Raw genomic sequence first — 21,230 nt, 5'->3', positions numbered from 1 at the left:
AGTAACATTATATAAATTATTGTTGTTTGAAAGGTAAGAAATTGAGGTGTTACATATATGAGTAAGCGTTATGTCGTTGTTGATTTAGAGACGACAGGGAACTCCTGGAAAGATGGGAAGGATAAAATTACCCAAATTGCAGCTGTTGTAGTAGAAGATGGAGAGATATTGGAGATTTTTTCGTCTTTTGTTAACCCAAAGAGAGAGATCCCACCATTTATTACAGAATTAACAGGGATTGATGAAAGTCTTGTAAAACAAGCCCCGTTATTTCAAGATGTAGCCCCGATGATTGTTGAGCTATTACAAGGTGCGGCTTTCGTTGCGCATAATGTTCACTTTGATTGGAATTTTTTAAATGAAGAATTAAGACAGGCTGGATATACAGAAATACATTGTCCTAAAATCGACACGGTTGAATTGGCTCAAATTCTTTTGCCGACAGCTGATAGTTATAAATTACGTGATTTAGCTAAGAAGCATGAACTAGAACATGATCAACCACATCGTGCGGATAGTGATGCTCTTGCAACAGCGGAATTATTTTTACAATTTTTAAATGAAATTGAAAAGTTACCACTTGTCACGTTGCAATCGCTTTATGAATTAAGCGATGTGTTCCAAAGTGATATAGCTGATGTGCTTTCTGAAAATATTTTAAAGAAAGTAATGAATGGTAAAGAAGATATAGCGGAGTATGAAATACATCGAAATATTGCGCTGAAAAAGCGGAACTATTCCTTAAACCTTGGAGAAACGTGTTCCTCAAAGTTTGATGCTTTCTTGAATAAAACGATGGATAAATTGGAATCACATATGCCAAAGTTTGAAAGAAGAGAAAGTCAACAACTGATGATGAAAGAGATATATACGGCGTTAAGAGACTCTCGTTTTTCACTAATTGAAGCCGGTACAGGAACAGGAAAGACTCTTGCATATTTGCTTCCTAGTCTTTATTTTGCAAAGAGAAAAGAAGAACCTGTCATTATAAGTACACAAACGGTACAACTCCAACAACAAATATTAGAAAAAGAAATACCGTTATTACAAAAAATAATGCCATTTTCATTTGAGGTAGCTCTTCTTAAAGGAAGAAAGCATTATCTTTGCTTACACAAATTTGAGTATGCTTTACAAGAGGAAGAAAAAAATTATGATATGGCACTTACGAAGGCGAAGATTTTAGTTTGGCTATTGCAAACTGAAACGGGTGATCAAGACGAATTAAATATTCCTGAGGGCGGAAAGTTACTTTGGAATCGTATTTGTAGTGATGCGTATAGTCCAGGCGGTATGCAAAGTAATTGGTTTAGTCGTTGTTTTTACCAGCGAGCGAAGAATAAAGCTTTATTTGCAGATATCGTTATCACAAATCATGCGTTATTATTTCAAGATTTTTCAAGTGAAGAACCGCTGTTTGCTTCATGCGAACATATTATTTTTGATGAAGCTCACCATATTGAAGAAGCTGCGAGTAGAACATTGGGTGAACAGTTCTCTTGTATGTATTTTCAATTGGTTATATCTCGTCTTGGGACGCTAGAAACAGAAGATGTACTCTCCAAAGTATATAAAATGATGAAAAAATCAGAGCAAGCATCTCGTTCAACTTTCCGTATGATAAGTTATAGTTTGAAGGAACTTAAGTTTGATGCGGATGAACTCTTCCAAATGTTACGTACTTTTATATTTAAACAAACAAAGCAAGAACAAGGAACGAATAATATGCCGCTCATCTATAGGTATAACGCAGAACTAGAAAAAGGTAAGTTGTGGGATAGTATCGTTGAATTAACAAATCGTTTTATATATGAATTAAGAAGGGTAGTAACTGCTCTTGAGAAGCAAGTGGATATATTGCAAAGTAAGTTAGAATGGGAGATGCATGTTGTAACAGGTGAATTTATGCATTTAATTGAGTTGCTGAGAAAGATGGCAGAATCATTACAGTTACTCGTATTAGAAAAGAATTCGTATGTAACTTGGATGGAGACTGAAACGAAAGGGACGATTCATTCAACAGTTCTATATGCACAGCCTGTTCATATTGGTGAAAGATTTGCTGATGAATTTTTAACAGAAAAAAAGAGTGTTATTTTTACATCCGCAACACTAACAGTTAACGATACGTTTGATTATATAAAAGAGGAACTTGGTTTACATGATTTCGCTCCAAATACTTTAAAGGTTCCATCGCCATTTCGTTATGATGAACAAATGAAATTAATGGTTTCAACGGATGTACCTTTTATTAAGCAAGTAAGTAATGAGCGATATATTGAATCTGTATCGGAACATATTGCAAAGATAGCGAAAGCCACAAAGGGCAGAATGCTTGTTTTATTCACTTCGTATGAAATGTTAAAAGAAGCGTATGCGAATTTAAAAAATAATGATGAATTAGAGGGTTATTTATTACTCACACAAAGTGTGAATAATAGAAGTCGAAGCCGTTTAATTCGAAAGTTTCAAGAGTTTGACAAATCAATTTTATTAGGGACGAGCAGTTTCTGGGAAGGGATAGATATTCCAGGAGATGCCTTAAGTTGTCTTGTTATTGTCCGTCTACCATTTACGCCGCCTCATCAGCCGATGATGGAAGCGAAAGGTGAGTGGCTAAAAAATCAAGGTGAGGATGTATTCGCTAAATTAGCGCTGCCACAAGCAATATTACGTTTCAAACAAGGATTCGGCCGCTTAATTCGAACGAATACAGATACAGGAACGGTAGTAGTGTTAGATCGTCGTTTGACGAGTTCTTCCTATGGAAAACGATTTCTACAATCGATCCCTAACGTACCTCTTTATGAAGGACCATTAGAAGAATTATTAGTACAATTAGAAGAACCATCAAATGAATAAAAATGGAAGAAAAATACGCCTGAAGTATTTATAAACTTCAGGCGTAAAAAATGTGGGTAGGAGGAATTTTATTTTTCTTACTTCTTGTATACAAAATGTGTTGGTTTTCGACTTGAAACCTTTTTTTGCTGTACATGTCCTGCTATAATAGATGGGTGATGAAGCAGGGGTTGTAAAGAATGTACTCTTATTGTAACCGCATTGCGTTCTTCTATAATTAGAAATTTTTGTGTAACGGAGGAGTTTTTTCATGGAGAAGAAAATCGAAGTACTATCAACGACGCGTATTAAATATTCGTCTGATTTGTATAAAATTGTTGATAGTTTGAATCGTACGTTAAAAGAGCAGGACCTCATGTTCGGACTAGCATTAGACGAAAAAGATAAAGAAACAGCTGTATTTACGATTTACAGAACGTAGTGATACAATGAAAAAGTGGATCTTTGCAATCATTATTGTTATCGTTGCTAGCGGAATATATGGGGCGTATGTTTATAATAAAGCAATGGGGAAGAAAATTCCAAAAGAGTCGAAATTTGTAGAAATTGCTAAAGAAAAAGCAAAGCTTACAAAGGTGAAATCTGTTGATTATTACAACGGAAAATCTGCATATATAGTCGTGCAAGGTACAGATGAAAAGGGAGAACAACTTATCGTTTGGGTGCCGGAGAAAAAAGGGGATACTGTAGTAAGGAAAAAGAGCGAAGGTATTTCTGAAAAAGAGGCTATACAAAGAACATTAGAACAAGTCGGCAATGAAAGTAAGGAATCAAAAAGTAAGCCGAAAGAGATTATGAAAGTGAAATTAGGCTTTGAAAATGATGTACCACTATGGGAAGTTACATATATTGATGATGACAATCGTTATAGTTATTACTATCTTGAATTTAAAGATGGAAAATTTTTAAGACGATATAGCATTGAAAAATAGATGTAGGGGGAACTACAAATGAAATTAGCAAAGCGAGTAGCTGCTTTAACACCGTCTTCAACTTTAGAAATTACAGCAAAGGCACAAGCATTAAAAGCAGAGGGTCATGATGTAATTGGATTAGGGGCAGGGGAACCTGACTTTAATACACCAGAGCATATTATGGATGCTGCACATAAAGCGATGTTAGAAGGGCATACGAAGTATACACCAACAGGTGGATTACAATCGTTAAAACAAGAAATTGTGAAGAAATTTACTCGCGATCAAGGTATTGCGTATGATCCATCTGAAATTATTGTATGTAATGGCGCAAAGCATGCATTATATACATTATTCCAAGTATTACTTGATGAGGGAGATGAAGTTATCATTCCAACTCCTTACTGGGTAAGCTATCCAGAGCAAGTAAAGCTTGCTGGCGGTAAGCCGGTTTATGTAGAAGGTTTAGAAGACAATGAGTACAAAATTACAGCAAAGCAGCTGCGTGAGGCAATTACAGAGAAAACGAAAGCAGTTATTATTAATTCACCGAGCAATCCAACAGGAATGATTTATAGCAAAGAAGAATTACAACAGCTTGGAGAAGTATGTTTAGAACATGATATTTTAATCGTTTCTGATGAAATTTATGAAAAATTAATTTATGGTGGCGTAGAATATACTTCAATTGCCCAGCTTTCTAATGCATTAAAAGAACAAACACTTATTATTAATGGTGTATCTAAATCTCATTCTATGACAGGATGGCGTATTGGGTATGCTGCAGGAAATAAGCAGCTTATTAAAGCGATGACGAACTTAGCGAGTCATAGTACGTCAAACCCTACTTCAATCGCTCAATACGGCGCAATTGCGGCATATGCGGGCTCACAAGAACCTGTGGAAACAATGCGTCAAGCCTTTGAAGAGAGATTAAACATCATTTATGATAAATTAATTCAAATCCCTGGCTTTACTTGTATTAAACCGCAAGGTGCATTTTACTTATTCCCTAACGTAAAAGAAGCTGTAGCTTTATCAGGATATGCAACAGTTGATGATTGGGCAAAGGCTCTATTAGAAGAGGAAAAAGTGGCTCTTGTACCAGGTACAGGATTTGGTGCTCCAAATAATGTTCGTTTATCATATGCGACATCTCTTGAACAAGTAGAGAAAGCATTAGAACGCATCCATACATTTATGAAAAGTAAAGTGCAAGCTTAATTTTATATTTCATTCATGTAATATAAAAAACCTCCCTATTGATGGGGAGGTTTTTTTGACGAATTGTGGCAAAAAGAAATAGCTAAAGGTGTGTTATACTAGAGAGCGAGGTGTTTGGTGATGAAAAAGAAAATGATGCTACAGTGGTTTGAGCAGGGAAGCATTGCAATTCCAAAATTGCTTATGATGCATTATAAAAAATTAGGTTTAAATGAGACGGAATTTATGGTTGTACTTCATGTACACACATTTTTAGAATCAGGTAATTCGTTTCCGACTCCTTCAGAGATTTCTGAACGGATGACGATAACGGAAATGAAATGTATGGAAGTAATTCAAGCGTTGATTCAAAAAGGTTTTTTATCACTAGAAGGTGGACAAAGATCAGAAGCAATGATGTGCGAAAGTTATTCTTTACAACCGTTATGGGAAAAAATATTACATTTCTTAATGGATGAATCAATAGAGGAAGAGCAAAAAGAAAAAAAACAGCTGCAAGTAAATTTATATACAGTATTTGAAAAAGAATTTGGAAGACCACTTTCGCCGTTCGAATGTGAAACGTTAGGAATGTGGGAGGACCAAGATCAACATCATCCAAATTTAATTCAGGCAGCTCTTAGAGAAGCTGTAATGAGTGGGAAACTAAATTTCCGATATATTGATCGTATTTTATTTGAGTGGAAAAAGAATGGAATTAAAACGGTAGATCAGGCTCAAAATCAAGGTCAAAAATTTAGAGCGAATCAACAAAGAGCACAACAAATGTCAAAACAAGAGACGAAATTTACTGGAAAAGTGCCTTTTTATAATTGGTTGGAGCAGTAATATAGGAGGAGAAATATGCTTAACAAAACGCAAATCCGTTATTGTTTAGACACAATGGCGGATATGTATCCAGAAGCGCATTGTGAATTGGTTCATGATAATCCATTTGAACTTGTAATCGCGGTGGCGTTATCTGCACAATGTACAGATGTACTTGTAAATAAAGTGACAAGAAATTTATTTCAAAAATATAAAACACCAGAAGATTATTTAAGTGTTTCTCTAGAAGAATTACAACAAGATATACGCTCTATCGGATTGTATAGAAATAAAGCAAAAAACATTCAAAAATTATGCCGAATGTTATTAGATGACTATAATGGGGAGGTACCGAGCGATCGAGATGAACTTACGAAATTACCCGGTGTAGGAAGGAAAACAGCGAATGTTGTAGTTTCCGTAGCGTTTGGGATTCCTGCAATTGCTGTCGATACACATGTGGAGCGAGTGAGTAAACGATTAGCGATTTGTAGATGGAAAGATTCTGTGTTAGAAGTAGAAAAAACGTTAATGAAGAAAGTACCGATGGATGAGTGGGGGGTTACGCATCATCGTATGATTTTCTTTGGACGTTATCATTGTAAAGCACAACGACCGCAATGTAAGGAGTGCAGACTGTTAGAAGTATGTCGTGAAGGAAAGAAGCGAATGAAGGTGAAATAAGGGATGGAGCGAGTTATAGAAATACCGAAAGAATTTCACTGCTTACCATTTTTTAAAGAAAGCGTAAATTCAATTGAGTATCATACAGACGATTCTTTTGAAGAAATAATACAAAATACTTACTTTATATTTGATATTGAAAGACAGTATGAGCCATGGAAGGAAATTGAAAACAGTATTCCAGCGATGTTGAATGTATGGAAAAATAAGCATGAAGACATTGCTATACTGTTTCGAAATAGAAATAAGCAAGAGGCTGAGGGGCCAATGATTCTTTTTGCAGCTCACTTGTTATCGGTTGTCTATTGGCTAAATGAGCAACCTGTTCATAGTTTGAATGAAATGCAAATAAATACGAATAAATTAAAAGTGCAACCTGTTAATTTTATGGAAAGATATTCATTCATAATAAAGAAACCGAGTAATTATCATTCTTATATTCAATTAGCACAGTTGTATATCGAAATAGAAAAGCTATATGTAAAGAAAATGATAACAAAAAAGAAGTCCGCTTCTCGTTAAGAGAAACGGACTTCTTTTTTGTTTATTAGGACTCTGTTGTAATAACAGTACCGTCTGCGTGAGGTGTATCTCCTCCGGTATTTTGATGTTGCTGTTCTTGTTGTTTCTTAGCTTCTTCTTCAGCTTTTTTCTTGGCCTCTTCTTCAGCTTTCTTCTTAGCTTCTTCTTCAGCTTTTTTCTTAGCTTCTTCTTCAGCTTTTCTTCTAGCTTCCTCATCAGCTTTCTTTTGAGCTTCTTCTTGCTGTTTACGTTGTTGTTCTTGTTGCTGTTCTTGTTGTTTCTTAGCCTCTTCATCAGCTTTTTTCTTAGCTTCGTCTTGTTTTACTTTATCTTCATTAGCCTTTTTCTGGGCTTCCTCATCAGCTTTTTTCTTAGCTTCTTCATCGGCCTTTTTCTTAGCCTCTTCATCAGCTTTTTTCGCATCTGGAGTTCCGCCAGGCGCAGTGAAGGATGCACCAACTGCTGGGCTTGTTCCAGTGCCTTTTTTCGCTACTACAGAGAAGCTGTAAGTAACACCTGGTTTAATACCACCAAGAGTAGCTGTCGTACCACTTATTGATAGGCTACCACTTGAACCATCAGTTGCTTTATAGCTGGCTGCATATGCATCAACTTCTGCTGGTCCAGACCAGTTTAGTGTAACTGTGCTAGCGCCATCGAAAGTGACATTCAGACCACTAGGGGCATTTACTTTAATTTCTTTAATTGCATCTTTTTTCGCACCTTTTACGTATAACTCTCCGTTTATTTCTTGTACAGAAGAAGGACGTTCAAAGCGTGATTTATCTGTAGCGAATTTGCTCATCATTACTTGGAACATTTGCTGTGCAATTTTAGTATAACGATCACTAATGTAGTTTTCTGGACCGTTCTTTACGTAACCCGTCCATACAGCCATCGTATATTGTGGTGTATATCCAGCGAACCAGCTATCCCTGTTTGCATCAGCTGGAATGCCGTATTTCTTTAAATCTTTTGCATCAAAGTTTTGCGTTCCAGTTTTACCCGCTACGTCAACACCTGAAACATATGCTGTTGGTCCTGTACCACCAGAACCAGGTTTTACTACGTCACGAAGAACGTCAGTTACCATGTAAGCTGTATAGTCTTGCATAGCGCGTTGTTCTTTCGGTTTAAAGCTTTTCTTTTTCCCGTCCGGGAAGGTTACTTCTTTTACGAAGTGTGGTTTATTATAGTTACCACTATTACCAAAGGTTGCATATGCACCTGCTACTGCTAATGGAGAACTATCGTTACTACCAATTGCAGTAGATTCATGTACTCCATTTTCAAATGTCATGCCTAAACCTTCAGCAAACTCTTTTGATTTATTAAGCCCAACTGTTTGAGCTGTCTTTAAAGCCGGGATGTTTAATGACTTCTTCAATGCTTCACGAAGTGAAACGTCACCTTTAAAACTCCCTGTAGCATTTTTAATCTTTGTGCCATCAGAATAAGTATATTCAGAGTCATTTAATTGATGATAAGTAGACCACTGAAGATTCTCAATCGCTGGACCGTAGTCGAAAATTGGTTTCATTGTTGAACCAACTTGGCGTTTTAAATCAGTTGCCATATTATGACCTTTGAAAGTGGACTTATTTTCTTTACGTCCAGCACCAATTGCTCGAACTTCTCCAGATTGTGTATCCATAAATACGAATGATCCTTGGAATTGATCGTTTGGATACTTAATAAGATTGCCATCCATAATTTTTTCAGCATAATCTTGAGCATCTTGATCAAGTGTTGTATGAATCGTTAAACCATCTGAACCGATATTTACATCAGGATATTCTTTTTCAACTTCTTTTACAACTGCATCTAAAAATGCTTGATACTTCATCTCAGTTATTTCTGAAGACGGTTGAAGGCCCTCTGTTACTGGGATCTTAACTGCGTTATTCATTTCTTCTTTTGTTATATAACCATGTCGATTCATTAATGACAATACGACATTACGACGATTTGTTGCTCGTTCAACATTTTCCTTTTTTGTTGGATCATAAATGTTTGGACCTTGGGGTAAACCAGCGAGCATAGCAGCTTCATGTAATTGCAAGTCTTTCAAATCTTTACCATAATATTTTTGCGCTGCTGTCGCAATACCATATGAACGGTTACCTAAATTAATCTTATTTAAGTACATTTCTAAAATCTCATGTTTAGAGTATTGTTGCTCTAATTTATAAGATAAGTACCATTCTTGTACTTTTCTCTTAGCGGTTTTATCCATCGTTAGAAAATAGTTCTTAACGACTTGCTGTGTAATCGTACTACCACCTTGGGAACCGAAACCACCAGTGACATTTTCCATAACTGCTTTTGTAGTTCGTTTAAAGTCAATTCCATTATGATCATAGAAACGCGAATCCTCAGTTGCAAGGAATGCATTTTCAACTACTTTTGGAATTTGATCATAAGTAACATGCGTTCGTTTTTCAGCACCGTATTCATAGAAGAAATTTCCATTTTTATCAAGAAACTTTGTTGATAAAGGATTAACAAGTTTGGATTTATCTAATTTTGGAGCGTCCTTTACCATAACAAAGAAAGCGGAAACGCCGGCTACAAGACCAACGATACCAAGAAGTAGACAACCTATAAGGAATTTCTTGAAAAAGGAGCCTTTTTTCTTTGGTTTTTCTTCTTTATTTGTTTTTTTCTCTTGATTTTTTACATGATTTCGTTCTGTACGAGAACGATAATTATCTGACATTATACTTTCTCCTACCTTTCATTCTCTCCCCCAAAAGTCGAAAAAAGAGCCTTAGTGATGACTCTATCACGAAAAATAAACCGTGTCTAGTACACGGATATAGTCAATCCGAGGGTGATAACCGCATGATAATAAGGATCCATGCTCTTCTATTTCTTCTTTCGTAATCGACTTGCGTCCACCTGTATTTTGACGATTCCAAAATGCAATAATATGTTTTGCATCTAATAAATAAAATTCATCAAAAAGTGTAAATTTAATAATGACAAATGCAATTCCATTATGAGCAACCACTTGCTTCATATGTTCTATTTGATGAAGGTGGAAGTTTTGAAGTGGGAAACTAGTTTTATTTTTTGTTTCCTTTGCTTCAAAATCGATGTATTTCCCTTTGTATACACCGTTGTAATCTGTCGTAGAAGGTTGTTTAAAATACGCTTCTTTTACCACTGCAGCACTTCGAGCGGGGTAATCTACTTTTACAATTTGAAGAGGTGTAGGCTTTTTATGTACACATGCAATATTATGGGTTAAGTAATATTGATTTGTTTCATTCAATTCCTCTTCAAGGGACATACCTCTATTACTATAAGTATGTGTTTTTATAGGTGTTTTTTGAGGTTGTGAAGCTTGATTATACCTTTTTCCATTTGGGTAACGAATGGTCATAGTGTGTCCACTCCCAACTTGCTAAGAATTACTTACAAAGGTGATTATATCAAAAAATGAAAAAAGATGTGACCTTTTTGATGAAAGGTATGATGACTTATTTATGTTTACATGGAATGATTATATGAAAATTAAACAAAATCGAGAAAAAAAATTTTGTACAGAGAAAGAAAAAGCGATCATTCGCAATATTAAAAAGAAAACAGAAATAGCTAATGTGGACAATATTTCTCGGACACAATCTTATCAAGAATATTATTTAAGAAATAGTGAAATCAGGTGGGCCTTTTTAGCGAGTATGGTTTCGAGAAATGCGGGATGGAATATGACTGATTTAGAAGGGAGATATTATGCCACTGTATTACCTGAAACGGTAAAAAAACATTTATTTCTTCTGTACGAACAAGCTAATTGGATTATTTTCTTAGATGCATTTCCTCAGCTATTATTGTATGAGGAAAGTAAGAAGAGACGGGCACCTCTCTTTCATTTGTTGCAATATTTCAGCGTATCAATTTTTATGGAAAAAGAATGGTTACTTTTCTGGGAAAGAAGAGATATGAATAGGCTTATGACAGCGCTTATTATAAATGAACAAAATAAAATTCAAAAACCAGTCATTGAGAACACATATTTTAAAAAACATGTATTCCATACTGCACTTTTTAAAGTACAAGAAAGATTTCATATTAGTGCAGTTATCTTCCCAACAATTGAAGGGAGGATGTATGGATTTTCGGTTTATCAATTTGAAACGTTACAACAGCGTATAGAACTAGGAAAAAAATTAGCATGGTTATTGTTTCATCCAATTTATAATGGTTCGTTTTATAAGTTTGCATTGCAAACTACACATACTGGGTCTAGAGAAGATTATGAAGTTTACGCACAGGAAACTCGAAAGTCTTATACGCCAACACTTAGAGATATTTATCCTGTTATTTTACATGAAGAAATAAAAATGAGAGATTGGTTTTGTGCAAATATGAAAATGAATGTGCTATTTGTACTTGAAGAACCTAAAGAGGAAGTTAATATAACAGAATGGTATAGAAGAAAGAGAGAACAAATCTATAGGCTATCTATCGTAAATCGTTTTGCTAAAAGGATGGATGAGTTCATGATATAATAAAAAAGAAGTCCCGTCTTCCATTTTGAAGACGGGACTTCTTAATTTGAAACAATCCTGCTATGCGTGCTACGACTTTAATTTCAAAACGTAATGCTAGTAGGAGATTAAGGATGATTTGAAATCTACCTGTTCGTAATAAAGTCTCGCTTTATGTAGCAGGGAAGTTTGGACCATCTAGCTTTGGATTGCCAGTCTCAGGTTTATTTTGTTGTTTGTTTTGGTTTTTCTTTTTTTCATTTTTGTTCTTTGCCATTGTAATACACCTCCTTTTTGTATTGTTACCATTTCTATAAATGACATACGAAATGATTTCTTTGACGAATAACAACTAGTTTTGTCATGTGGGCAGGAGTGGTGAATCATTCGGCGAAATTACATGACAAAGGAAAAGCAAAGAAGGAGGCGTTTTGTATATGGCGATGGTTCAGAAGGAAGATGTAATGAAAAAAATGGATCAAATGTTAAGTTCTCTCGATTTGCTGGAAATGAATATAGCGATTAGAATGAATCATGCATTAAAGGATGCGAGTGAAAAAATATGCAATAAGATAGAAATAACAGAAATGCATATTGAACATATGGAAAATAAATTAGTGCATCACGAAGAAAAAGGGAATTGGGTAAAGACATTTCAAAACGTCGTAGTGAGTGCATAATAAGGTGGGAAAGAAATGAAGAATGAAGCATTAATACAGTCTTCAGAAAAACTCATGCAGTATAATAATGAAGCGAATGTAAAAAAAAGAGAACTGATTGAATACGATTTTTATAAGGATATGAAACCGTTTGTAGATATGGTAGATGAGGAATTAGAGAAGTGGAAAGAATTAGCTTATACGTGGATTAAAGAAGAAAAGCCAAAGTATATACATGTACAGCAAATTGATCAAGTATACGATAATTTACAAACGAATGTGTTACAATGCTTTGTAAATAAAGGTAAAGGTAAACGATTCTTTGAAACACACCAAGCCGTTTCGTATACTTTGCAAAATATAGTTGAGCAATGTAAATAACAAGAGGGAGAACCCTCTTGTTATTTTTATGCTTCTGTCATTGTTGTAGGTTTTGTTGCGCCGTTTATTTCTAATTCTTTTATTAATGTTCGATAATCTGATATGCATATTTTTCCTTCGAGATACCAATGTCTCGCAAAGTCTAATAATTCATTTGCATTCTCTGTGCAATACCCCTTTTTTTGAGAAAACGCTTGTTTTAAATCCCCTAATACCATGTTGATTCCTCCCCCATGAGAATCTTCTTCTTAATTATCATAGCATGGAAGGGTTTTCTTTTTTAATTTTTTAAAAATTTAAACTTCCGACAAAAATAGACAGATACTCCATCACACATATTATTTTATAGGTACATATTATATATGTAGAAACTTATGTAAAGGAGGAGAGAATGCATGTTTCAACAATCTAACGTATATCAGCAAACGTATCCATATGCACAGCAAAATATGTACCAATATAATACGGATACATATTTACGGTATAATATGTATCCTTTCGAGCCTTATTATGGAAATCAAAATTATTATCAACCGTTTGAAGTGTCATTTATGAATCAAGCTCAACAACAGCAGCAACCTTATGTAAATCAGGCCCAACAACCACAACAGCAGCAACCTTATGTGAATCAAGCTCAACAATCACAAGCTCAGCAACCATACATGAATCAACAACAGCAGCAGCCTTATATGAATTCACAATATTATATGCCACCACAAGCGCCCTATGCTAATCAACAAGGGATGTTTTATCCACCAAAACAACCGTATCCGACGCAGAGTAAACAAAAGCAACAACAGCCAAGTCAGTTTTCTAGTTTTGTTTCTCAATTTAAAACATCAGATGGTAACTATGATGTAAATAAAATGATGAACACAGCTGGCCAGATGATGAATGCGATGAATCAGGTGACAGGTATTGTAAAGCAAGTTGGAGGCTTCTTTGGTAAGTAATGTTGAAGGGTTGTCTCTGAAAGTATTGTATATGAAATAAAGGACTAGACAAATTTCCTTGTAATAAATGGGTATATATAACAAACGGCTTTCTCTCTTTTCTCATACTGTAAAGTGTAATCAGATTTTTTTAACGAGAGAGGAGAGAAAAAACTATGCATCATTGTCATCCTTGTTTTGGAGGGCATAAGCCTGTAGGACCTATTTGTACAACTGCTCCTGTCGTTCATCCGACGAAACAATGCGTAACACACTCTTTTTCAACAACGGTGGTGCCACACATTTTCCCAACACATACAACACATGTACATCATCAACAAATTAAAAACCAAAACTTCTTCCCACAAACAAATTCAAATGTAAATGTTGTGGACCCAATCGACCCAGGATTCGGCGGTGGATGTGGACCGTGTGGTCATGGTCATCATCACCACGGTCATCAAATATCTCCATTTGGGCCAGGACCGAATGTATCACCGTTTGGACCAGGACCAAATGTATCACCGTTTTTACCAAACAATGTATCACCAGTAGGTCCAAATATCGGACCAAACGTTGGTGGAATATTTAAAAAGTAAATGATATGTTAGAACTAGCGAAATGCTAGTTCTTTTTTTGTAATTGGAGTGTTGATATGAAAGTTATTGCAGTAACAGGATATAAGCCATTTGAACTTGGAATATTTAAAAATGATCATCCAGGGGTGGAGTGTATAAAAAAGGCATTACACCGCAAATTAACCACTTTTGTAGAAGATGGTTTAGAGTGGGTTATAATAAGCGGCCAGTTAGGTGTAGAATTATGGGCTGCTGAAGTTGTTTTTGAAATTCAAGTAGAATATCCAGACTTAAAATTAGCGGTATTTACTCCGTTTTTAGAACAAGAAGAAAATTGGAAAGAAGATAATCGTGAATATTACGAATTTATTCTTTCTCAAGCAGACCATGTTGATAGTATCACGAAACGGAAGTATGAAAGCCCAGAACAATTTAAATTAAAAAATCAATTTTTTATTGAAAAAAGTGATGCGCTTTTAGCGGTATATGATGAAGAAAAACCAGGAAGTCCCAAATATATTGTAGAAGTAGCAAAGAAAAAAGGGGAAATAGAAAATTATCACAGTTATTTCATTCTTTTTTCTGATTTACAAGATATAATAGAAGAGGAACAGTGGAATAATGCAGAGTAATATGTAATATAGTACTCGTATATATGATTGACAAAAAGCATTGTTTCTGAAAAAATTTAGTTAATGAAAGTTTTGGTAAAAATTTGAGGTGAAGAAAATGATTTCGGATAAAATTAAATTAACAGCGAAAGATATTTTAGAAAAAGAATTTAAAACAGGTATGAGAGGTTATCAGCAAGAAGAAGTAGACAAGTTTCTTGATATGATCATTAAAGACTATGAAGCTTTCCACAAAGAGTTTGAGCAATTAAAGCAACAAAATGCTCGTTTAAAGCGTGAATTAGAGGAACAAAAACTAGCAGTAACGCAAGTTCCACAACAACCTGTACAAACACCAGTTGCACAACCGGTTTATAACAACACGAATACGGATATTTTAAAACGCTTATCTAACTTAGAAAAAGCTGTATTTGGAAGTAAGTTATACGAATGATGTAAGGTGGGAAAAGGTTTAAGCGTTTTACATAGAAAAAAACGTTGCAAAATCTTTTTGTTTCCACTATACTAATGGATGTCATAACGTTTGGGTAATCGCTGCAACGCCAACGTTGTAGAGGAAAGTCCATGCTCGCACGGCCTGAGATGGCTGTAGTGTTCGTGCCTAGCCAATTCATAAGCTAGGGTATTCTGGCTGTAAGGCTGGTTTAACGGCAGGGAAAAAACCTAAGTCCTTTCGGATATGGTTTGACTACCTTTAAAGTGCCACAGTGACGAAGTCCTTGAAGAAATGATAGGAGTGGAACGAGGTAAACCCCACGAGCGAGAAACCCAAATAATGGTAGGGGAATCTTTTCCAAGGAAATGAACGACGGGAAAGGACAGGTTTTATAACCTGTAGATAGATGATTGCCACCGGAGTACGAGGCGTGGGCCGTTTGTAGTACAAAGGAACAGAACATGGCTTACAGAACGTTATGAACCAACTATGAAATAACTCAGCTCTCCTTTGTTAGAGGAGGGCTTTTTATTTGTATGAAGTTATAAAGTATGAGTTAAAATGGTTAATGAGAAAAATTTTCGTAAAATGTAATGATTAATAGGACCAATTGCTATTAATTATTGTTTGAATATACATAAGAGGTGAATGCAAATGGGAAAAGTTACTTTAATTGCAACAGCGGCAATGGGTATTGAAGCGTTAGTTGCCCGAGAAGTTCGCGATCTTGGTTATGAATGTCAAGTAGAAAACAGCAAAGTAACATTTGAAGCAGATGAAAAGGCGATTTGTCGCACGAATTTATGGTTACGCACTGCGGACCGTGTAAAAATTAAAGTTGGCGAATTTAAAGCAACAACATTTGATGAGCTATTTGAAAAAACGAAAGCATTAAACTGGGGAGATTATATTCCAGAGAATGGCGAGTTCCCTGTTATCGGTAAATCTTTAAAATCTGAATTATTCAGTGTTTCGGATTGCCAACGTATCGTTAAAAAAGCTGTCGTTGAAAAATTAAAAACAACATATAAACGTACAACTTGGTTTGAAGAAGATGGTCCGTTATTCCGTATCGAGATTGCAATGCTCAAGGATATTGCAACATTAACAATTGATGCGAGTGGTGTTGGACTTCATAAACGTGGATACCGTATGGATCAAGGGGAAGCTCCGTTAAAAGAAACATTAGCTGCGTCTTTAATTAAATTAACAAACTGGAAGCCAGATCGTCCATTTGTTGATCCATTCTGTGGATCAGGTACAATTCCAATTGAAGCAGCATTAATTGGACAAAACATTGCACCAGGATTTAACCGTGGTTTCGCATCTGACGAGTGGGGCTGGGTAGGTAAACAAAACTGGCGTGAAGCTCGTCAAGAAGCTGAAGATTTAGCGAACTATGATCAACGATTACAAATCATTGGATCAGATATTGATCATCGTATGATTCGAGTTGCTCAAGATAACGCAGAAGAAGTGGGCTTAGGCGATTTAATTACATTTAAACAAATGCAAGTAAAAGATTTCACAACAAAAGAGGATTATGGCTACGTTGTAACGAATCCTCCATACGGAGAACGTTTAAGTGAAAAAGCACTCGTTGAACAACTGTATAAAGAAATGGGACAAGTATTCCGCCCGTTAGATACATGGTCAGCGTATGTATTAACAAGCTACGAAGCATTTGAGAAGTGTTACGGAAAAGATGCGTCGAAGAAGCGTAAACTGTTTAACGGATTTATCCGTACAGATTACTACCAATACTTCGGAAAACGTCCACCGCGTAATTCATAGTATAAAACTCCTCCAGCGCGCATATACTGGCTATTATGTAATGCGTAAAGGAGGAAGTGATATGGATAATTTCCAATTATCAATGATTCAAAAAGCTATTCACCGTACGTATGATGAGCTCGGAAAAGAAGTGGATAGTCAAGGTGCGATTGTAGATGAAATACAAAAAGCACAAGAAGAATATTTGTCAGCTCTTTCACATGAAACAGCGATTGATAAACGGTATTTAAAGTCATTAATATAGAAGAAAATTTTCCTTTTTCGAAAGGAAAATTTTTTTTCGTGAATTTCTATGTATTGCAACAGGGGAAAGCAAATGCATACATATGCGTAGCAGTTGCTATTATCTTTTTATAGAAAAACTTTTTGGTTGGAGGCTAAGGATGTTTACTGAGAAGAGATTACCATTTGAAGTAGGAAAACAAGATAATTTTTATGATAAGTTGAATGAGTGGATTGGAGATGTGTTTTACGACATCCTTCCGGAAAAAGGCTTTGAAGAGCGTGATGAACAAATTTTTATGGCGTTTCAGTTAGAACGCGCTTTCCAAGAAAAGAAAGTTATGTTCGCAGAAGCTGGTGTAGGAACAGGGAAAACAATTGTATATCTTCTATATGCAATTTGTTACGCGCGTTATACTGGGAAACCAGCTATTATTGCTTGTGCAGATGAAACGTTAATTGAGCAGCTTGTGAAAGAAGAAGGGGACATCGCTAAGTTATCTGAAGCATTAGGGCTATCTGTTGATGTAAGGCTTGCAAAATCAATGGATAATTATTTATGCTTACGTAAACTTGAAGATGTTATGAGTGGACGAGCTCCAGAAGTAATTGAAGACGTATATTATGAGTTACCACAGTTTGTATTCGATCATGGTACGATGCAAAACTTTACTCACTATGGTGACAGAAAAGAATTTCCACTTTTAAATGACGAAGAATGGTCAAAAGTAAATTGGGATTACTTCCAAGATTGCTTTACTTGTGATTCTCGTCATCGTTGTGGACAAACTCTTTCTCGTGAACATTATCGTAAAGCAGCAGATTTAATTATTTGTTCTCAAGATTTCTATATGGATCATATTTGGACGTACGATGCTCGTAAGCGTGAAGGACAAATTCCATTATTACCAGAAAGTAGCTGCGTTGTATTCGATGAAGGACATCTTGTAGAATATGCAGCTCAAAAAGCTTTAACATACCGTTTAAAGCAAACGATGATGGAGCAACTTTTAACGAGATTGCTACAAAACGATATTCGTGAGGAGTTTGCACATTTAGTAGAAGAAACAATTTGGCAAACAGAGCGATTCTTTGATGTGTTACAAGAAAACAAAAAAGAAATTGCCGGTTCTGATCGTTTAGAAATTACTGTGACAGAAAAAGTAACAGCTGAAGCGAAACGACTTTATGCAAAAATCGGTGAAGTTGGAGATGCATTAGTATTCGAAAGTGAAATGCATACAGTAAACACGTATGATTTAAATATTGTTGATGAGCATTTAGATGTATTAGAACATTCACTTCGTCTGTTCATGCACGAGAAAAATGTAATTACTTGGGGTGAAGAAGGTGATGGTGCCTTCACGTTAGTGATTATGCCGCGTGCAGTTGAAGAAGTATTACAAGAGAAAGTGTTCTCGAAGAAAATACCGTATATTTTCTCTTCTGCGACATTATCGAACAATGATTCATTCGCGTTTACAGCTAATAGCCTAGGGGTAAAAGATTACTTATCATTCTCAGTTGCCTCACCGTTTGATTACGAAGAGCAAATGGCAGTAAACTTACTATCGCATACGAAAGAAAATGAATGGGAAAGAAAGTGTCAATATACACTTGAAAATATACAAAAAACAAATGGACGTACGCTTGTATTATTCCGTACAACGCAAGAGCTTGCAGCGTTCAAAGAGTATGTAAGTAAGGAGCAAATGTCGGTTCCGTTCTTATATGAAGGAGATCAGGAAATTAGCCAGCTCGTTTCTCGTTTCCAAAATGAAGAAGAGACTGTACTTTGTGCGGTTCATTTATGGGAAGGTTTAGATATTCCTGGTTCATCATTATCACACGTTATTATTTGGTCATTACCATTCCCTCCAAACGATCCTGTGTTTGAAGCGAAACGTAAGCACGTAAATGATCCATTCTGGGATGTAGATGTACCATATATGATTTTACGACTTCGTCAAGGAATTGGGCGTTTAATTCGTACAAGTGAAGATAAAGGTGCTATATCAATCTTCTTATCTGATTCAGAAGATGAGAAAGTAGTTGCAGCTGTGAAAAATGTACTGCCAGTAGAAGGTAAAGAATTATAAGGAGAAAGCTTGGCGTTTGCCAAGCTTTTTTTCTATTATAAAAGGAATTTATGTTTCCGTGTCGAATTAAGTTTGAGGTAGAAAAAGGAGGCTTTTATACGATGACAGTTGCTACATATGAGGTAGAAAAACAATTTTTAACATACGTGAAGAAGATACAGAATTACGGAGAAGCATTAAGTTTAATGTTTTGGGATTTAAGAACAGGTGCACCAAAAAAAGGTGTAGATCAGCGTTCAGAAGTAATTGGTATGCTTTCGTCAGAAGTGTTTGCTATGTCGACTTCAGATGAGATGGGAAACTATTTAACAGAACTTGAAGCTTTAATACGTGAAGATAAACTTTCTGAAACGACAAAGAAAATGGTTGAAGAGTGTCGGAAAGAATATGATAGAAATAAAAAAATTCCACAAGCTGAATATGAGGCTTATGTGAAATTAGAAGCGAAAGCAGAGAGTGTGTGGGAAGAAGCTCGCGAAAAATCTGATTTCGAAATGTTCCGCCCGTACTTAGAAAAAATTGTTGAATTTAAAAAGAAATTTATTACATATTGGGGTTATGAAACATATAAATACAATACATTATTAGACATGTATGAGCCAGGTATTACAGTAGAAGTTTTAGATCACGTATTTGGTCAACTTCGTGAGCGCATCGTGCCGCTTGTAAAAGAAATCTCTGAGTCTAAAAAAGGATTAAAAACAAGTGCTTTATCGGAACAGTTTTCAAAAGAAAAACAAAAGAACTTTACATTAGAACTATTAAAGCAATTGAATTATGACTTTGAAGCAGGCCGTCTTGATGAAACAGTACATCCTTTCGAAATTACATTAAATAGAGGGGATGTTCGTATTACGACACGCTATGATGAAAAAGATTTCCGTATGGCTGTATTTGGAACAATTCATGAATGTGGTCATGCAGTATATGAACAAAACATTGCAGAACAATTTGAAGGTACACCACTTTGCAGTGGTACATCTATGGGTATTCACGAATCACAATCATTATTCTTTGAGAACTTTATCGGCCGTAATAAATCATTCTGGAAGAAAAATTATGATTTATTAAAAGAGTATAGCGATGGTCAATTTGATGATATGTCAGTCGATGAGTTTTATGATGCAATTAACGAATCGAAGCCGTCATTCATTCGTATAGAAGCAGATGAGCTTACATACCCGCTTCATGTTATGGTGCGTTATGAATTAGAGAAAGAATTATTTGATGGTACATTACAAGTGAAGGACTTACCAGCAGCTTGGAATGATAAGATGGAAGCATATTTAGGAATTCGTCCGGAAAATGATGCGCAAGGTGTATTGCAAGATGTTCACTGGGCTGGTGGCTCATTTGGATACTTCCCATCTTATGCGCTTGGTTACATGTATGCAGCGCAATTTAAGCAAAGAATGTTAAAAGACATTCCGAACTTTGATGCATTATTAGAAGAAGGAAACGTAACACCGATTCGTGAATGGTTAACAGAACATATTCACCAATATGGTAAAACGAAAAAGCCGCTTGAAATTTTAGAAGATGTAACAGGTGAAGGCTTAAATGCAAACTACTTAGCCGATTATTTAGAAGCGAAATATAGTGCGATTTATGAGTTGTAAAAAAAGAGCTGCTTAATTGCAGCTCTTTTTATCAGGCTGTGGAGAAAGTCTTCTCCACAGCCTGTTTTTGTGTCTGAACCTCTTTTTATGTGTCAACACTGATAAAAAAGAGGAAAAGGAGAGAGTTTTTATGATGGGTGCTTTAAAAAATCATCGTGATGAACGTGTATCTGTTTCTGTAGAAGAGTTGGTTCCACAAGATCATTTCCTTCGTGCGATTGAAGCGACAATTAGTTTTGATTTTATTGAAGAGAAATTACGCCCTTATTACTGTGAAAACAATGGACGTCCGTCAATCCATCCTATCGTTTTATTTAAAATGATGTTTATTGGATATTTTTACGGTATTCGTTCGGAGCGTCAATTGGA

The 21,230-nt window shown here is 35.6% G+C and carries 23 protein-coding genes and 1 other RNA gene; 20 read left to right on the top strand and 4 right to left on the bottom strand.

The features are described from left to right. The first annotated feature begins 57 nt into the window (after positions 1 to 57). From dinG to BUA87_RS09840, 7 genes are all read left to right on the top strand, one after another. Positions 58 to 2,862, top strand: coding sequence for an ATP-dependent DNA helicase DinG (gene dinG, locus BUA87_RS09870; RefSeq protein ID WP_000044967.1), 2,805 nt, complete (start codon positions 58 to 60; stop codon positions 2,860 to 2,862). 250 nt (positions 2,863 to 3,112) lie between these two features. Further along, positions 3,113 to 3,283, top strand: coding sequence for a YpmA family protein (locus tag BUA87_RS09865; protein ID WP_000412179.1), 171 nt, complete (start codon positions 3,113 to 3,115; stop codon positions 3,281 to 3,283). 7 nt (positions 3,284 to 3,290) lie between these two features. Further along, on the top strand, positions 3,291 to 3,794 hold the full coding sequence (locus BUA87_RS09860; RefSeq protein WP_000758740.1) for a cell wall elongation regulator TseB-like domain-containing protein: 504 nt from the start codon (positions 3,291 to 3,293) through the stop codon (positions 3,792 to 3,794). Positions 3,795 to 3,812: 18 nt separating this feature from the next. Then, complete coding sequence (gene aspB, locus BUA87_RS09855) at positions 3,813 to 5,000, top strand: aspartate transaminase AspB (RefSeq protein WP_000761571.1); 1,188 nt, start codon at positions 3,813 to 3,815, stop codon at positions 4,998 to 5,000. Between the two features lie 120 nt (positions 5,001 to 5,120). Continuing rightward, a complete protein-coding gene (gene dnaD, locus BUA87_RS09850) occupies positions 5,121 to 5,828 on the top strand; it encodes a DNA replication protein DnaD (protein ID WP_072939586.1) in 708 nt (235 codons plus the stop codon). A gap of 15 nt (positions 5,829 to 5,843) precedes the next feature. Continuing rightward, positions 5,844 to 6,491 carry an endonuclease III gene (gene nth, locus BUA87_RS09845; protein WP_072939583.1) on the top strand — a complete coding sequence of 216 codons (648 nt, stop codon included), beginning with the start codon at positions 5,844 to 5,846 and terminating at the stop codon, positions 6,489 to 6,491. Between the two features lie 3 nt (positions 6,492 to 6,494). After that, entirely contained in the window at positions 6,495 to 7,013 is a 519-nt protein-coding gene (locus BUA87_RS09840) for a YpoC family protein (protein WP_000442658.1), read from the top strand. Positions 7,014 to 7,038: 25 nt separating this feature from the next. Here BUA87_RS09840 and BUA87_RS09835 read toward each other — a convergent pair whose 3' ends face one another. Together BUA87_RS09835 and recU are read right to left on the bottom strand one after the other, a co-directional pair. Continuing rightward, the gene (locus BUA87_RS09835) at positions 7,039 to 9,732 is read right to left on the bottom strand and encodes a PBP1A family penicillin-binding protein (protein WP_072939580.1); all 2,694 of its coding nucleotides are present in this window, start codon (positions 9,730 to 9,732) and stop codon (positions 7,039 to 7,041) included. 66 nt (positions 9,733 to 9,798) lie between these two features. Then, positions 9,799 to 10,401 (bottom strand): Holliday junction resolvase RecU, encoded by a 603-nt coding sequence (gene recU / locus BUA87_RS09830; RefSeq protein ID WP_000155599.1) that lies wholly within the window; start codon positions 10,399 to 10,401, stop codon positions 9,799 to 9,801. A gap of 103 nt (positions 10,402 to 10,504) precedes the next feature. On the opposite strand from recU, the gene BUA87_RS09825 reads away from it, so the two are divergent. Beyond that, positions 10,505 to 11,530 carry a DUF2515 domain-containing protein gene (locus BUA87_RS09825; RefSeq protein ID WP_000495648.1) on the top strand — a complete coding sequence of 342 codons (1,026 nt, stop codon included), beginning with the start codon at positions 10,505 to 10,507 and terminating at the stop codon, positions 11,528 to 11,530. A gap of 151 nt (positions 11,531 to 11,681) precedes the next feature. Here BUA87_RS09825 and BUA87_RS32135 read toward each other — a convergent pair whose 3' ends face one another. Continuing rightward, complete coding sequence (locus tag BUA87_RS32135) at positions 11,682 to 11,861, bottom strand: hypothetical protein (protein WP_001987054.1); 180 nt, start codon at positions 11,859 to 11,861, stop codon at positions 11,682 to 11,684. Positions 11,862 to 11,946: 85 nt separating this feature from the next. Between BUA87_RS32135 and BUA87_RS09820 the strand changes: the two genes are divergently transcribed. Further along, a complete protein-coding gene (locus tag BUA87_RS09820) occupies positions 11,947 to 12,189 on the top strand; it encodes a hypothetical protein (protein ID WP_001252034.1) in 243 nt (80 codons plus the stop codon). Positions 12,190 to 12,204: 15 nt separating this feature from the next. After that, positions 12,205 to 12,549: a YppE family protein gene (locus tag BUA87_RS09815; protein ID WP_000786937.1), complete on the top strand. Its 345-nt coding sequence runs from the start codon at positions 12,205 to 12,207 to the stop codon at positions 12,547 to 12,549. Between the two features lie 26 nt (positions 12,550 to 12,575). On the opposite strand, the gene BUA87_RS09810 is transcribed toward BUA87_RS09815, so the two are convergent. Further along, complete coding sequence (locus BUA87_RS09810; protein WP_000242652.1) at positions 12,576 to 12,767, bottom strand: YppF family protein; 192 nt, start codon at positions 12,765 to 12,767, stop codon at positions 12,576 to 12,578. Positions 12,768 to 12,944: 177 nt separating this feature from the next. On the opposite strand from BUA87_RS09810, the gene BUA87_RS09805 reads away from it, so the two are divergent. The 10 genes from BUA87_RS09805 to BUA87_RS09760 all read left to right on the top strand — a co-directional run. Further along, positions 12,945 to 13,502 (top strand): YppG family protein, encoded by a 558-nt coding sequence (locus BUA87_RS09805; protein WP_000487718.1) that lies wholly within the window; start codon positions 12,945 to 12,947, stop codon positions 13,500 to 13,502. A 155-nt stretch (positions 13,503 to 13,657) separates the two neighbouring features. Continuing rightward, on the top strand, positions 13,658 to 14,080 hold the full coding sequence (locus BUA87_RS09800) for a CotD family spore coat protein (protein WP_000546292.1): 423 nt from the start codon (positions 13,658 to 13,660) through the stop codon (positions 14,078 to 14,080). Between the two features lie 56 nt (positions 14,081 to 14,136). Continuing rightward, positions 14,137 to 14,691, top strand: coding sequence for an SLOG family protein (locus BUA87_RS09795; RefSeq protein ID WP_072939577.1), 555 nt, complete (start codon positions 14,137 to 14,139; stop codon positions 14,689 to 14,691). Between the two features lie 97 nt (positions 14,692 to 14,788). Next, positions 14,789 to 15,124, top strand: coding sequence for a cell division regulator GpsB (gene gpsB / locus BUA87_RS09790; protein ID WP_000622431.1), 336 nt, complete (start codon positions 14,789 to 14,791; stop codon positions 15,122 to 15,124). 86 nt (positions 15,125 to 15,210) lie between these two features. Continuing rightward, positions 15,211 to 15,601, top strand: an RNA gene (gene rnpB / locus BUA87_RS09785) — RNase P RNA component class B. Positions 15,602 to 15,781: 180 nt separating this feature from the next. Then, positions 15,782 to 16,921, top strand: coding sequence for a THUMP domain-containing class I SAM-dependent RNA methyltransferase (locus BUA87_RS09780; protein WP_000521224.1), 1,140 nt, complete (start codon positions 15,782 to 15,784; stop codon positions 16,919 to 16,921). A gap of 61 nt (positions 16,922 to 16,982) precedes the next feature. Continuing rightward, positions 16,983 to 17,165, top strand: coding sequence for a DUF3921 domain-containing protein (locus BUA87_RS09775; protein ID WP_000368570.1), 183 nt, complete (start codon positions 16,983 to 16,985; stop codon positions 17,163 to 17,165). Between the two features lie 139 nt (positions 17,166 to 17,304). Continuing rightward, positions 17,305 to 19,242 (top strand): ATP-dependent DNA helicase, encoded by a 1,938-nt coding sequence (locus tag BUA87_RS09770; protein ID WP_000493700.1) that lies wholly within the window; start codon positions 17,305 to 17,307, stop codon positions 19,240 to 19,242. A gap of 101 nt (positions 19,243 to 19,343) precedes the next feature. Continuing rightward, on the top strand, positions 19,344 to 20,861 hold the full coding sequence (ypwA, locus tag BUA87_RS09765) for a carboxypeptidase (RefSeq protein ID WP_072939574.1): 1,518 nt from the start codon (positions 19,344 to 19,346) through the stop codon (positions 20,859 to 20,861). 130 nt (positions 20,862 to 20,991) lie between these two features. Then, a partial coding sequence (locus tag BUA87_RS09760; protein ID WP_083530641.1) for an IS1182 family transposase occupies positions 20,992 to 21,230 on the top strand: 239 nt, incomplete at its 3' end.

The organism is Bacillus sp. bc15 (assembly GCF_900142585.1).
Taxonomy (GTDB): domain Bacteria; phylum Bacillota; class Bacilli; order Bacillales; family Bacillaceae_G; genus Bacillus_A; species Bacillus_A cereus.
This window is presented reverse-complemented; position numbering and strand designations above follow the sequence as displayed.